This is a genomic window from Rhizobium sp. N621, assembly GCF_001664325.1.
Taxonomy (GTDB): domain Bacteria; phylum Pseudomonadota; class Alphaproteobacteria; order Rhizobiales; family Rhizobiaceae; genus Rhizobium; species Rhizobium esperanzae.
Genome location: NZ_CP013495.1, coordinates 2131430 through 2143624, shown reverse-complemented (window position 1 = coordinate 2143624; position 12195 = coordinate 2131430). Strand labels below are relative to the sequence as shown.

Below are 12195 nucleotides of genomic sequence, written 5' to 3'. Positions count from 1 at the left end.
ATGCCGGATTATCAGTCGATCAAGAAAGAACTCGAAGGCATCGCCATCGAAGACAATCCGGCGCTGGTGCGCCAGAAGAGCCGTGATTTCTATTGGTATTCACCGATACTGAAGGCGCAGCTCGACAACGTGACGGCCGATCTCGTCGTCACGCCAAAAAACCAAGAAGAGGTCATCCGGACGCTGAAGGTTGCCTTCGCGCATGGCGTGCCGGTCACGCCCCGCGGCGGCGGCACCGGCAATTACGGCCAGGCGATGCCGCTTTCCGGCGGCATCGTGCTGAATCTGGCGGCCATGGACAAGATCAAGGAAATCCATCCCGGCCGCGTGATCTGCGAGCCTGGCATCATCATCGCCCAGCTCGACAAGCAGACCAAGGCCCATTCCGGCCAGGAGCTGCGGTTCCACCCGTCCACGGCGCAGATGGCAACCGTCGGCGGCTTCATTGCCGGCGGCTCCGGCGGTGTCGGCTCGATCACCTGGGGCGGCCTGCGCGACCTCGGCAATATCCTGCGCCTGCGCGTCGTCACCATGGAGGCTGAGCCACGCGTGCTCGATCTCACCGGCTGGGACCTGCAGAAGGTCAGCCATGCCTATGGCACCAACGGCATCATTACCGAGATCGAAATGCCGCTGGCGCCCGCCTATGATTGGGTGGACGTTCTCGTCGGCTATGACGACTTCATGGCTGCCGTGCGCTTCTCCGATGCGCTCGCCAAATGCAACGGCATCCTCGTCAAGGAGATCGCACCGATCGCCGCCCCCATACCGCACGACTATTTCACCCGGCATAAATCCTATATCAGCAAGGGCCAGTCCGTGGTGGTGCTGATGATCGCGCCGCATTCCATGGATGCGTTCCTCGCCTTTGCCGCCGCTCACAAGGGCGAGGTCATCTTCCGCTCCGACAGGGTCGAAAGCATGAAAGGCATTCCGCATGCCTATGAGCTTGCCTGGAACCACACGACGCTGCGTGCTCTCAAGGTCGACCCCGACTTCACCTATCTGCAAGTGCAGTATCCGGGGCCGGATCATGTGGCCAAGGTCGCCAAAATGGTGGAGATCTTCGGTGATGAAGTGCCGGGGCATCTCGAATTCATCAAGTTCGACGGGCAGATCCAGTGCTCCGGCCTGCCGCTGGTACGCTACACCACAGAGGCGCGGCTCGAGGAGATCATCAAGATCCACCAGGATCACGGCTGCCCGATCTTCAATCCGCACCGCTACACGCTGGAGGAAGGCGGCATGAAGCGCACCGACAAGGTGCAGCTCGCCTTCAAGCACGAGACCGATCCCCGCGGGCTGCTGAACCCCGGCAAGATGATTGCCTGGGAGAATCCTAGTTTCGATTTCAATGCCGGTAAGAACTATCTGTTTCCGGGACTTGCGAGCGTCATGGAGGCCTGATGAACGTTCTCGTCCTTCATTCGCACCCGGTCGAGGAAAGCTACGGCAAGGCGCTTTACAAACAGACGCTGGAAAGCCTTGAGAAAGCCGGCCATGCGGTGGATGCCTGCGATCTCTATGCCGAGAAATTCGACCCCGTGCTCTCCCGCAGCGACCGGCTCAGCTATCACGACTATCCCGCCAATTCTGATCTGGTGAAATCCTATGTCGAGCGGCTGAAGCGGGCCGAGGGCCTAGTGCTGGTGACGCCGATCTGGAATTTCGGGTTCCCGGCGATCCTGAAGGGCTATTTCGACCGCGTCTGGCTTCCCGGTGTTTCCTTCGATCTCGTCGATGGAAAGGTCGAATCGCGGCTGCGCCATATCAGAAAGCTCGCCGCCGTTCTGACATACGGCGCCACGCCGTTTCGCGCCTTCGCCGCCGGCAATCCGCCGAAGAAGATTGTCAAACGTGTGCTGAGAGCGCAGATCAACCCGCTAAGATCGGTGACCTTTCTTGCGCATTATGACATGAACAATTGCACACCGCAGACACGGGCGAGGTTTCTGGAAAAGGTGAAGACGGCGATGGAGCGGTTCTAGATGAAGAGGATCTTCAATCCCTCCTCCGTTCGCCGCCCCTTCGGAAATTACAATCACGGTTTGCTGGTCCCACCGGGCGCCTCGTTGCTCGTAACCTCCGGGCAACTTGGCATTAGCCTCGAGGAGGAGGTGACGGAGGATGTCGGCGCGCAGGCAGAACTTTGCTTCGAGGCGATCAAGGCGATTCTTGGCGAGGCGGAGATGAGTTTTGCCGACGTTATCCGCATCTCGGGTTTTGTGACGAAGCGCGAGCACTTCGCCGACTATATGGAGGTCCGGGATCGATACACGCTCGAGCCGAAGCCGACCTCGACGCTAATCGTCGTCGCCGGTTTTACCCGCCCGGAATTCCTTGTGGAAGTCGAAGTTACGGCCGCAAAAGTATTTTGAGACAAGGCGCTTTCTCGACCCCCCACCTGTCAGTCGCCATCCTCCTGCGGCTTACGGGCGCTGACGCTTATCTTGCCGCTGATCTCATCTGCTAATTTGCGCATCAGCGCGTACCAATTCATTGAGATCGTGTTCCTCCAAGCTTTCGAAGAGCGTCCGACGCTTTCGCGTGCGGCATCGATGCGGTCGGCCATCGAAAAAAGGCGAACGAACATCCAACCGGAACGCCTGACACTCTGGCGGCGGAAACCGCAAAATGAGGCGCCATATCGATTGCGCCAAGGTCTTGCGCTCCTCTGCAATTTAGCCAAAAATACTGATCGAATACTTGTGCTCCGACAGCAATCCTCCTTTACGCATTCATTCGATAAATCAACGTTGAGTGCGGATTTCACAGCGTGACGGCGGCAATCTGCCTACCCGGACTGAACAATGCGAATTTGTTTCATTGGCGGCATGGATGCGACATGTCTTTCGTGGAATCGCAAGGTGACAGAAAGTATCGGACCAGCGAGCGAGTGGGTGGGCTTGTTGATTGCTCATCGCTACAGGTCGAGCTCAGACATTTCGATCCCGGCTGGCAGGTCGACCTTACACTCGAATGCACGGAAATAGCTGTCCTGCTCTCGGGGCAGTCGAAGATCAGGTGGACGGGTGACGGCCACAGGCGGGAGGCGATTGCCCGCCCCGGTGTCGCTTGGGTTTGTCCGGCGGGTGTCCATGAGAGTGCCGTGGAAATCATGGGTACCATGCCCGAGTCCCTCCACATCTTTCTCCCGCCGTCGCTCGTCGGTGAGAGCGCACTTTCAAACTTCGACATCGATCCGGCCAAGGTGCAGCTCGCCTATGCGGGAGGCGTCCCCGATCCCATGGTGCTGCAGTTCGGTCAACTCTTTCGAGGTTTGTTGAACAGAAGCCTTGAACCGACTGATCGCCTCTATCTGGACGGCATTCAGACGGCGCTGGCGGCGCACCTGCTCAGCACCTATTCGTCTGTTCGCTGGCAACCTGCCGCACGGGCGCCGACTGTCGACCCCAAAAGGCTGCAACGCGTCTTCGATTTCATTGAAGCCCGCATCGCAGCCGAAATCTCGCTGGATGACCTTGCTGCGGAGGCTTGCCTCAGCCCCTTTCATTTTGCCCGCATGTTTCGCAGGGCTACCGGCCTGACGCCGCATCGTTACGTCACCGAGCGACGGATCGAAGCGGCCAAGGAAAAGCTCCGGCTCGCACGGTCCTCGCTCGTGGAGATCGCGCTCGATACCGGCTTCGGCTCGCAGGCGAATTTCACCCGGGTCTTCCGCAAGACGACCGGCTTGACGCCCGGCCAATATCGCGCGCTCGTCACCGGTTAGCGGGTTCCGCCTGCCGGAGATAATTCGCCATTCGTGCATGCCGGCACGCCGGAGCGCAAGATTTGCGCATAGCGCAGCAAGAGCTGAAAATACCGCAATACCGGTTCCGCCTATACACCTGTCTCGTCGAGTTAGCCCCGAGCTGAAAAGAGGAGACAGGAGATGATTACCATTGCCGAAGCTCGCAGGATCATCGCCGCAGGTGAGGCGCGGGCTAACGAGATCGGTGTGCCGGTCAATATCGCGGTCCTGGACGCCGGAGCGCATCTCAAGGCGTTCAGCCGAATGGATGGCGCAGTGCTCGGCTCGATCGACCTCGCTATGGGCAAAGCCCGCACGGCCGTATTGTTTCAAACCACAAGCGAGGCCGTCTGGGAATATTGCAAGCCCGGGGCTCCCGCCCATGCCCTCGAACTATCCAACGGCGGCCTCGCTCCGTTTGCCGGCGGCATCTCGCTTTTTGCCCGCGACGGCACGGTGATCGGCGCCGTTGGCGTCTCCGGCGGAGCGGTTCCACAGGATCTCGAAATAGCGCAGGCAGCGGCTGCAGCCGCCGCGCGACGCTGCGCCGACACTTGATTTCGACCAACCCGAACCATCGAAAGGAATGTCTCATGACCAAGACCATTTTGATCACCGGCGCAGGCTCCGGCTTCGGCAAGGGTGCCGCCATCGGCATGGCCAAGAACGGCCACAGCATCATCGCAACCACGCAGGTTTCCTCGCAGGTAACGCCGCTGCGTGAGGAGGTCGCCGCCCTCGGCCTGAAGAACATCCGTGTCGAGCGACTCGACCTCACCGATTCCTACGACATCAAGCAGGCGCAGGGATGGGATATCGACGTTCTTTGGAACAATGCCGGTATGGGCGAAGCCGGCCCGGTTTGGGAAATCCCGATCGAACTTGTTCGCAAGAACTACGAAGTCAACGTCTTTCTGCCGCTGGTGCTGACTCAGGGCGTCGTCCAGAGATGGGTGCGCGAAGGCAAGAAGGGCAAGGTGGTCTTCACCTCCTCGATGGGCGGCCTCTTCACCCCGGCCAACTGGGGCACCTATGTCTCCACCAAGCACGCGTTGGAATCGATCGCCGAGGCGCTGCAGCAGGAGCTCGCCCGTTATGGCATCAAGGTCCAGACGATCAATCCGGGCGCCTATTACACCGGCTACAATGAGACGATGGCGGACAATCCGTTCCGCTGGCTGGATGACAGCAAGAACTTCACCAAGCGCGCAGATCTGCGAAAGGGCTTCGACGATTTCTTCGCGACGCCCGAAGGCAAGATGGATCCGAAGGAAATGATCGACCGGATGATCGAAGTCGTTCCGGCCGACACCGGCAGGTTCCGCAATGTCGTTCCGAAGGTTATCGAGGACATGCTGAAGGAGCATCAGCTGAGAGCTTGGGAAAACCAGATCTAAGCAGATTTCTGGCGGCGAGCCCGCAAGCGGCACCCGGCCAGCGGGTGTCGCCCCACTCACTCGACCCTCTGGAGATAACCATGTCCCACACCGCAACGGCAGCCATCTGTCGGCCGCAATCCCTGACGATGCGCGTCTTCAATGCAATCCTCGGCATCGCCACCACCATCCTTGCTCTGGGCGGGCTCGAAGCCCGCGCCGCAGCGCAGTCTCTCACCGAAACCGAACGCCGCAACAAGGCAGCCGTCGAGGCTGGCTTCGAAGCCTGGGCGGCCGGAACAGGCAGTCCTTATGATCTCCTCGCCGACGACGCCCGCTGGACAATCGAGGGCTATTCGCTGGCCTCGAAGACCTACCCCAGCCGCGAGGCATTCCTGCGTGAGGTGATCCGCCCGTTTAATGCTCGAATGAAGGCACCGCTGAAGCCGGCGATCCGCAACGTATATGCCGACGGCGACACCGTGATCGTCTTTTTCGACGCCCGCGGCATCGCCCGCGACGGAGAGCCCTACGCAAACACCTATGCGTGGTTTCTCGACATGCGCGACGGCCGTATCGTCCGTGCCTCGGCCCTCTTCGATTCGATCGCGTTCAACGCCTTTTGGACCCGTGTGACGCCGGTCGACTAGATGTGGAGCCCGGCGACTGGCGTGCTCGTGTGTTCGGATGGCTATGTCGTCTTCGGTAAGGCCTCAGCGCTGGAGGCCTATCTGGTCGATCGTCGGCCTCGGCCTGCTGTCGAATAACCGTCTTGATGGCCATGATCGTGCTGATGGCAACAGAGGTCGCCGCAGGCATGTTTCAAAGGGAGTCGCGTTCGTATCGCGGCGTCCAGCCGCGGGCCATTCCGCGGCTCATTACGCTTTCCGCCAGCGCCAGTTGCCGGCGCAGATGTCTGCAGTCGTCGAGCAGCGAGCGGATCGCCGCCTTGGCGTCGTCGTCATGCCAGGCAAGCACGGCTTCCACTTCCCATGCAGGATCAGAGCAAGCCGGATCTGGCCGCGGCTCATCGGGCTTGGATGTCTTTGCCGGCTGCATCAGTTCAACGCCAGCGGCAATTGGACCGGGCGCGGCAGAGGCGGCAGCGGTCGGCTGAGTTCCACCTTTTTCTGCCAGGCGGCGCGGCGCTGCTGATCCCGCTCGCGGGCCGCCCGAGAGGCTTCGACAAGGGCTAGGGCGTTGGCGATCACCTGTTCCGTATGTGTCATGACCATCTCCAATGTTCCTGTTTTGTTCTAATTTAGACCTTCACCCAAAGAAGTCAAGCGCGACGACGAGCTTGTCGTGGAAACAGGAGGAGAAACGGGGAGCTAGGATGCGGTCGCTGGTCAGTCGGCAGCTTCTATGACAGCGATGCCCGCCTCCTGCGCAGCCCTGATGAAGACGGCGCGCACATGATCCGGCGGGAGATCGCCGGTAATCGCATCCAGGCAGGCTTTGACCGCTTCGAAATATTCTTCGCCGTCATCCACCGGCCAGTCACGAAGCAGCGTGCGCGCGGCATCCCACACTGAGTTAATAACGGCATAATGGCCGAGCCCCATGGAGGCCAGGCCGACCGGTCGAAAATTTGCCGTCTGTCTCACTTTGCTACAGCTTTTCCTAATTTCAGCGAGCTAACCGATAATATGCAATTAGCATGCCGTTGGCAGCGGCCTTCGATCCTTTGCACCATCACCGTGACAGACATGTCTCTCACGCGGGATCCGGCAGGCGACGCTTGAAACGGGAAACGTCTGAAGCTTCTCGAGGGGGTTCCGGAAATCTGGCTATCAGCATTAAACGATCGATTATGGTAAATATCAGACAGAACCCACCACGCCTACTCATTAAAACCGCCAGTATCCATGCATATTCTATCGGATCTGCAGCAACGGGTTGTCTTTCCGGAAGCAACGCCTTGCGACAATCAGCCTTTGATTGTCCCGAAGGTGGACGGGAATGCTTCCAGATCGTACAATGCCACCTCCTGCACGCGGCGGATCTGGGAGGACGCGCGATGCCTATCTTCATGGACCGGCACTACCTCGAAGGAACGTCAGCCGCCGAGGTTGCGCAGGCGCATCGCATGGATATCGACATTCAGGATCGATACGGCGTCAAGTTTCTGACGTATTGGTTCGACGAGCGGCGCGGGACGGCCTTCTGCCTGGTGGATGCGCCCGATGTCGAAACCGTCCACTGCGTCCATCGCGAGGCGCACGGTTTCGTCGCCAATGAGGTCGTCGAGGTGGCACTGTCGGCCGTCGAGGCTTTTCTCGGTCGCATCAATGACCCCGATCCGGCGCCAGGCCAATCCACGCCGCAGATGGATGCCGGCCACCGGGCGATCCTCTTTACCGATATTGTCGGCTCGACCGAGATGACGGCGCGCCTCGGCGACCGCATGGGGACGGAGCTGGTCAGGGCTCATGACGCGATCGTACGCCGGTGCCTCGGCAAAAATTCCGGCCGCGAGGTGAAGCACACCGGCGACGGCATCATGGCGGCCTTCGCGGCGACGACCGCGGCCGTCGAATGCGCCATGGCTATCCAGCAGGAATTCCAGCATTACAACGGAAGCAAGGCCGAGCCGATCCATGTTCGCATTGGGCTCGATTGCGGCGAGCCGGTCGAGGACAGCAACGACCTCTTCGGCTCCACCGTGCAGCTCGCAGCCCGCCTCTGCGCGGCCGCAGCCAGTGACCAGATCCTCGTGTCGGAGAATGTATTCCGGGAATATGGCGCCGGCGACCTCTTCGCCCACGCGACGCGCCGGCGCATCAAGGGATTTTCGAAACCCATGCTGGTCTTCCGCTGCGATTGGGCAGGTGCCGGCCTTAGCTAAAGCGCGTCGCGATCGGTGCGACGCGCATAGATCCGGTGAAATCCGCTGAGACTGTTGCCGTTTCCCGCGGCTTGCCGCGGTAGGCTATGACTGGAGATTCGCGACCGGACGCGCCGCTTATGACATGGCGGCACGCCGGCTCAGATCGTCACGAACAGACTTGGCTCTTCAAGCATTGCCGACGTTTCGATCGCCCATCCCCTCGAATTTGGGGCCGCTGTCGAGCATGCCCGACATCTTCAGAAAACGGCGGAAATTCTCGCGTGCGGCGCTGAGAGGAAATGCCCCCTTGGCGGTATCCCTGCACGCCTTCAGCAGTGTGTCATATGCCAGACCTCGCTTGTCCTGCGGCCACTCATCCAGAAGTTCGAAGATTTCGTCGAGACATGTGATCTCGGCGACGAAATGCTGACGATGAAGAAAAACCGGCTCGAACCGAGCTTCCGACATAGTAACCTCCCATTTATATTACTTTTTTATGGATTTATATTACTGAAAATCGGCGATTTGTTCAAGACAAAATCGGGAATCACTCGCTTTACGACACGGCGGATTTACTTCCATAACCGCAGAATAGTCCGGCCAGATTATCCGCGAATTTTCCCATGGAGCGAAGAGCGGTCCCTTGATCATCGAAGCCATTTCCCATCAGATGAGCGTGATTGATCTCACTGGTTCTCGCATCTGTTTGTGCCGGCATGATAGATTGCCGAGACCAACCTCAGGAGAAGCGCAGATGACCCGATTCCTCCCCTTGTTCGCGACCAGCGCGGTAATCGGCTTGTCCACGCTCACGGCTTCCTGCACCTCGCCAGCAAGGCAGGACCGGGAGGATTATCAATATCAGCTGGATACTTCGAGGAACCCGGCCTGTGCGGGCGGATTCAGACCCGGCAATGCTCGCTCGTGCAGCTATTGAAAGATCCGTTCCGTCAATGGGCGGTTTGGCGCATCAGGAGCCGGGAAACAACCATTGCCGAGCGCTCGATCGCCAAGAGAAACATTGGAAACACCGTGAGTTCCATGCCGAACAGAGACTTCCTCGAGTTCCACTCATTGCCGCTGGACACCGTCACTGCAATTATCGACAGAGCCGGCCAGCTTGCGAAGCATTGGGCGGACCGCACCATGCCACAGTCGCTGCTGGGCAAGCGAGTTGGTGTTATCGTCGACGACACAGGATGGCGCAACACCGCGGCCTTCGATCTCGGCGTCAAGGCCATGGGCGGCGGCTGCGTGCAACCGCCGATCAGCTTCAACACCCGCGAGGCCACAGCGGACCTTGCGGGCTATCTCGATAACTGGTTCGATCTTCTCGTCGTCAGGACGAAGGAACTTGCTACCTTGCAAGAGCTCGCGGCGGTCATGGATGCGCCCGTCATCAATGCCCGGACAAAGCTAAATCATCCGTGTGAAACGCTCGGCGATCTCGCCTATATCAAGAGCGTCAGGGGATCACTGGAAGGCCTCAAGGTGGTCGGGATCGCGCCGGATGCCAACATTCTTCGTTCCTGGGTGGAGGCATCGAAATCCATGCCCATCCGAGTCGTCCAAGTCTATCCGGAGCCCTGGCACGTGGCCGATGCCAATCTCCTGAACCCGAATTTCGAAATCAGCCGGGATATCAGGCATGCCCTTGACGCGGATGTCATCATCACGGACTCGTGGCCGAAAGACGCGAGGGAAAATGAGCTGGTCGAGTACCAGGTAACGGCAACACTCCTCGACAAAGGGCGGCGCGACCTGATCTTTTTGCCCTGCCCGCCAGTCGCAAGGGGACAGGAAGTAACGGCCGATGCGATGTTGCACCCTGCGTGCCAAAGCCGTCCCGCAAAAGCATTCCTGCTGCATGCCCAGAACGCACTCATGGAGTGGGCGACCTCTTGACGATCGGGCGTTGCGCCTCGACATGATCCGGCCCGCGACCCTCGGCGCGCACGAGCTTTCCCAATCCGTAAATTGTGTCGTTTCCGCATCACTTTCCGTAGGGTTGCAAATTCCCTCTTGGCAATGCGCAATTGCTTCGCTACAAAACGCTACCGCTCAGATCGAACCAAAGGGAGGCGTTGAATGACACCAGCAATCATCGAAGTCTTCCCGTGTGGTATGTCCCGACGCTAGGTCATATCCATTCGCGCCCCGCCTTAAGCGCGCGCGACATGCGGTTTTCTCTTTCTTCAGCCCGATTGATCTGACGGCATTATTTCGTCTTCCGCGCGGGCTGCGCCTTTCAACTCTCGATTTTGAGGACCGGTTTCAGATACGAGCCGGACTGGTTAAAATGACTCGCAAGAAGCTCGATTTCCGCGCCGATGCCTATCGTCACGTGCTCGGCTTTGTTTTTCATCATTGGACCCACCGGCCTGCATTGGTCGGCATCATCATCGTGCTGGTAATTTCGAGCACGCTGGCCGAAGTCATGGTGCCGGTGTTTTCCGGCCGGATCGTCGACGCCATTGCCGGCGGCAATGCGGCTGACGGCGCGCTCAGCGCCTTTGTCGTCGTCGTCGTTCTCGGCTTTATCAGCGTGGCACTGCGCTGGTTCATCTTCAACGGCATCATCCGGCTGACGCTGCGCATCATGGCGGATGTGGTCAATAACGGTTTCCACAAGGTGCAGCGGTTCTCGACCGACTGGCACGCCAACAGCTTCGCCGGTTCGACGGTGCGCAAGATCACCCGCGGCATGTGGGCGCTCGACTCGCTCAATGATCTGCTGCTTGTCGCGCTGCTGCCGTCCATCGTCATGCTGGTCGGCGCCAGTATCGTGCTCGGCAGCTACTGGCCGGTCATGGGCCTGATCGTGGCTCTCGGATCGCTGGTCTATATCGGCGTCACCGTGGCGCTTTCCATGGGCTTCGTATCGCCGGCGGCAAGGCTTGCCAATGCCTGGGACACCAGGCTCGGCGGCGCGCTGGCGGATGCGATCAGCTGCAATTCGGTGGTCAAGGCTTTCGGCGCCGAAAGCCGCGAAGAAGCCCGCTTGCGCCATGTGCTGGGCAAATGGGACAGCCGCACGCGCAGAACATGGAAGCGCGGCACCTTGAGCGGCACGATCCAGGGCTTCATGATGGTATCCATGCAGGCCGGCATTCTGGGAACGGGCCTGATCATGTGGCGGCAGGGGCTGGCGAGCCCGGGCGACATCACCTTCGTGCTCGCCATGTTCTTCGTTCTGCAAGGCTATCTGCGCAATGTCGGCCAGGACATCCGCAATCTGCAGCGTGCCGTCAACGACATGGAGGAGCTGGTGCTGCTCGACAGGATGCCGCTCGGCATCGAGGACAAGCCGCACGCCAAGCCGATTGCGATCGGCGCGGGCGAGATCGTCTTCGATAGCGTCACCTTCCAGTATGGAGCTCATCCCGACCCGCTTTACGAGGACTTTTCGGTCACCATCAGGCCGGGCGAGCGTGTGGGGCTGGTTGGACATTCTGGCTCGGGCAAGACCACTTTCGTCAAGCTCATCCAGCGCCTCTATGATGTGAACTCGGGCGCCATCCGCATCGACGGGCAGGACATCGCCGAGGTCAGGCAATCGAGCCTGCGCGGCCAACTCGCCATCGTGCAGCAGGAGCCGATCCTGTTCCACCGGACGCTCGCGGAAAATATCGCCTATTCCAGGCCTAACGCCTCGCGGCGCGAGATCGAGCAGGCGGCGAAACAGGCCAATGCGCACAGCTTCATCATGGACCTTCCGAAGGGCTATGAGACGATGGTCGGCGAACGCGGCGTCAAGTTGTCTGGCGGCGAGCGGCAGCGTGTCGCCATCGCCCGCGCCTTCCTGGCCGATGCCCCGATCCTGATCCTCGACGAGGCGACGTCGAGCCTCGACAGCGAAAGCGAGGTGCAGATCCAGCAGGCGATGGAACGGCTGATGGACGGCCGCACCACTCTTGTGATCGCCCATCGGCTGTCCACGGTGCGGGCGCTCGACCGGCTGCTGGTGTTCGACAAGGGCAAGATCGTCGAAGAAGGCGACCACCAGGCACTGATCCGGCTCAATGGTGGCATCTATCGCCGGCTGTTCGAGCGCCAGGCGCTGGAATTGACCAAGGGGCTGGTGGCGTAAAGGAGCGCCAGGGCTGATGCTCTGGCGCGGTTCGTTGACAAAGTCTCCTCCGTCATGCTCGGCCTTGTGCCGGGCATCTAACCACGGCGATTGTTTGACAGGAAGACATTTATTTTCAGACACTTAATTTGGCCGACGCAGATCC

15 protein-coding genes are annotated in these 12195 nt (G+C 59.9%); 10 read left to right on the top strand and 5 right to left on the bottom strand.

The features are described 5' to 3' along the window. The 3 genes from AMK00_RS10445 to AMK00_RS10435 are packed head-to-tail and all read left to right on the top strand — an operon-like array spanning position 1 to position 2378. Entirely contained in the window at positions 1 to 1407 is a 1407-nt protein-coding gene (locus tag AMK00_RS10445) for an FAD-binding oxidoreductase (RefSeq protein WP_064810342.1), read from the top strand. Then, positions 1407 to 1988, top strand: coding sequence for an NAD(P)H-dependent oxidoreductase (locus AMK00_RS10440; protein WP_064802464.1), 582 nt, complete (start codon positions 1407 to 1409; stop codon positions 1986 to 1988). Before AMK00_RS10445 ends, AMK00_RS10440 begins: the two co-directional genes overlap by 1 nt. Then, positions 1989 to 2378: a RidA family protein gene (locus AMK00_RS10435; protein ID WP_064802462.1), complete on the top strand. Its 390-nt coding sequence runs from the start codon at positions 1989 to 1991 to the stop codon at positions 2376 to 2378. It abuts the gene before it with no gap. Between the two features lie 29 nt (positions 2379 to 2407). Here the strand turns inward: AMK00_RS10435 and AMK00_RS32535 are convergent, their stop codons facing one another. After that, entirely contained in the window at positions 2408 to 2572 is a 165-nt protein-coding gene (locus AMK00_RS32535; RefSeq protein WP_167377193.1) for a hypothetical protein, read from the bottom strand. A 273-nt stretch (positions 2573 to 2845) separates the two neighbouring features. Here AMK00_RS32535 and AMK00_RS10425 point away from each other — a divergent pair, with 273 nt between their 5' ends. From AMK00_RS10425 to AMK00_RS10410, 4 genes are all read left to right on the top strand, one after another. Then, complete coding sequence (locus AMK00_RS10425; protein ID WP_064810341.1) at positions 2846 to 3733, top strand: AraC family transcriptional regulator; 888 nt, start codon at positions 2846 to 2848, stop codon at positions 3731 to 3733. 162 nt (positions 3734 to 3895) lie between these two features. Beyond that, positions 3896 to 4312, top strand: coding sequence for a GlcG/HbpS family heme-binding protein (locus AMK00_RS10420; protein WP_064810340.1), 417 nt, complete (start codon positions 3896 to 3898; stop codon positions 4310 to 4312). Between the two features lie 35 nt (positions 4313 to 4347). Next, positions 4348 to 5151: an SDR family oxidoreductase gene (locus tag AMK00_RS10415; RefSeq protein ID WP_064802455.1), complete on the top strand. Its 804-nt coding sequence runs from the start codon at positions 4348 to 4350 to the stop codon at positions 5149 to 5151. A gap of 80 nt (positions 5152 to 5231) precedes the next feature. Beyond that, positions 5232 to 5780: a nuclear transport factor 2 family protein gene (locus AMK00_RS10410; RefSeq protein WP_064810339.1), complete on the top strand. Its 549-nt coding sequence runs from the start codon at positions 5232 to 5234 to the stop codon at positions 5778 to 5780. A 172-nt stretch (positions 5781 to 5952) separates the two neighbouring features. On the opposite strand, the gene AMK00_RS10405 is transcribed toward AMK00_RS10410, so the two are convergent. From AMK00_RS10405 to AMK00_RS10400, 3 genes are all read right to left on the bottom strand, one after another. Then, the gene (locus AMK00_RS10405) at positions 5953 to 6189 is read right to left on the bottom strand and encodes a hypothetical protein (RefSeq protein ID WP_064810338.1); all 237 of its coding nucleotides are present in this window, start codon (positions 6187 to 6189) and stop codon (positions 5953 to 5955) included. Beyond that, positions 6189 to 6359: a hypothetical protein gene (locus tag AMK00_RS31920; RefSeq protein WP_164517744.1), complete on the bottom strand. Its 171-nt coding sequence runs from the start codon at positions 6357 to 6359 to the stop codon at positions 6189 to 6191. The genes AMK00_RS10405 and AMK00_RS31920 overlap by 1 nt, the downstream gene beginning before the upstream one ends. A gap of 120 nt (positions 6360 to 6479) precedes the next feature. After that, the gene (locus AMK00_RS10400; protein WP_011425300.1) at positions 6480 to 6737 is read right to left on the bottom strand and encodes a DUF982 domain-containing protein; all 258 of its coding nucleotides are present in this window, start codon (positions 6735 to 6737) and stop codon (positions 6480 to 6482) included. Between the two features lie 413 nt (positions 6738 to 7150). On the opposite strand from AMK00_RS10400, the gene AMK00_RS10395 reads away from it, so the two are divergent. Continuing rightward, a complete protein-coding gene (locus AMK00_RS10395; protein ID WP_064810337.1) occupies positions 7151 to 7978 on the top strand; it encodes a nickel-binding protein in 828 nt (275 codons plus the stop codon). A 168-nt stretch (positions 7979 to 8146) separates the two neighbouring features. Here the strand turns inward: AMK00_RS10395 and AMK00_RS10390 are convergent, their stop codons facing one another. Further along, entirely contained in the window at positions 8147 to 8428 is a 282-nt protein-coding gene (locus AMK00_RS10390) for a DUF982 domain-containing protein (protein WP_064802447.1), read from the bottom strand. A gap of 573 nt (positions 8429 to 9001) precedes the next feature. Between AMK00_RS10390 and AMK00_RS10385 the strand changes: the two genes are divergently transcribed. Together AMK00_RS10385 and AMK00_RS10380 are read left to right on the top strand one after the other, a co-directional pair. Further along, on the top strand, positions 9002 to 9865 hold the full coding sequence (locus tag AMK00_RS10385) for an ornithine carbamoyltransferase (RefSeq protein ID WP_064810336.1): 864 nt from the start codon (positions 9002 to 9004) through the stop codon (positions 9863 to 9865). Positions 9866 to 10259: 394 nt separating this feature from the next. After that, on the top strand, positions 10260 to 12050 hold the full coding sequence (locus AMK00_RS10380) for an ABC transporter ATP-binding protein (RefSeq protein WP_064802445.1): 1791 nt from the start codon (positions 10260 to 10262) through the stop codon (positions 12048 to 12050). Positions 12051 to 12195: the final 145 nt, after the last annotated feature.

Bases quoted from the DNA above. Each gene is read 5' to 3' on its own strand.
- AMK00_RS10380 (WP_064802445.1), top strand. From the start codon at position 10,260: ATGACTCGCAAGAAGCTCGATTTCCGCGCCGATGCCTATCGTCACGTG.
- AMK00_RS10385 (WP_064810336.1), top strand. From the start codon at position 9,002: ATGCCGAACAGAGACTTCCTCGAGTTCCACTCATTGCCGCTGGACACC.
- AMK00_RS10420 (WP_064810340.1), top strand. From the start codon at position 3,896: ATGATTACCATTGCCGAAGCTCGCAGGATCATCGCCGCAGGTGAGGCG.
- AMK00_RS10435 (WP_064802462.1), top strand. From the start codon at position 1,989: ATGAAGAGGATCTTCAATCCCTCCTCCGTTCGCCGCCCCTTCGGAAAT.
- AMK00_RS10445 (WP_064810342.1), top strand. From the start codon at position 1: ATGCCGGATTATCAGTCGATCAAGAAAGAACTCGAAGGCATCGCCATC.
- AMK00_RS10415 (WP_064802455.1), top strand. From the start codon at position 4,348: ATGACCAAGACCATTTTGATCACCGGCGCAGGCTCCGGCTTCGGCAAG.
- AMK00_RS10395 (WP_064810337.1), top strand. From the start codon at position 7,151: ATGCCTATCTTCATGGACCGGCACTACCTCGAAGGAACGTCAGCCGCC.
- AMK00_RS32535 (WP_167377193.1), bottom strand. From the start codon at position 2,572: ATGGCCGACCGCATCGATGCCGCACGCGAAAGCGTCGGACGCTCTTCG.
- AMK00_RS10390 (WP_064802447.1), bottom strand. From the start codon at position 8,428: ATGTCGGAAGCTCGGTTCGAGCCGGTTTTTCTTCATCGTCAGCATTTC.
- AMK00_RS10410 (WP_064810339.1), top strand. From the start codon at position 5,232: ATGTCCCACACCGCAACGGCAGCCATCTGTCGGCCGCAATCCCTGACG.
- AMK00_RS10425 (WP_064810341.1), top strand. From the start codon at position 2,846: ATGTCTTTCGTGGAATCGCAAGGTGACAGAAAGTATCGGACCAGCGAG.
- AMK00_RS10440 (WP_064802464.1), top strand. From the start codon at position 1,407: ATGAACGTTCTCGTCCTTCATTCGCACCCGGTCGAGGAAAGCTACGGC.
- AMK00_RS10405 (WP_064810338.1), bottom strand. From the start codon at position 6,189: ATGCAGCCGGCAAAGACATCCAAGCCCGATGAGCCGCGGCCAGATCCG.
- AMK00_RS31920 (WP_164517744.1), bottom strand. From the start codon at position 6,359: ATGACACATACGGAACAGGTGATCGCCAACGCCCTAGCCCTTGTCGAA.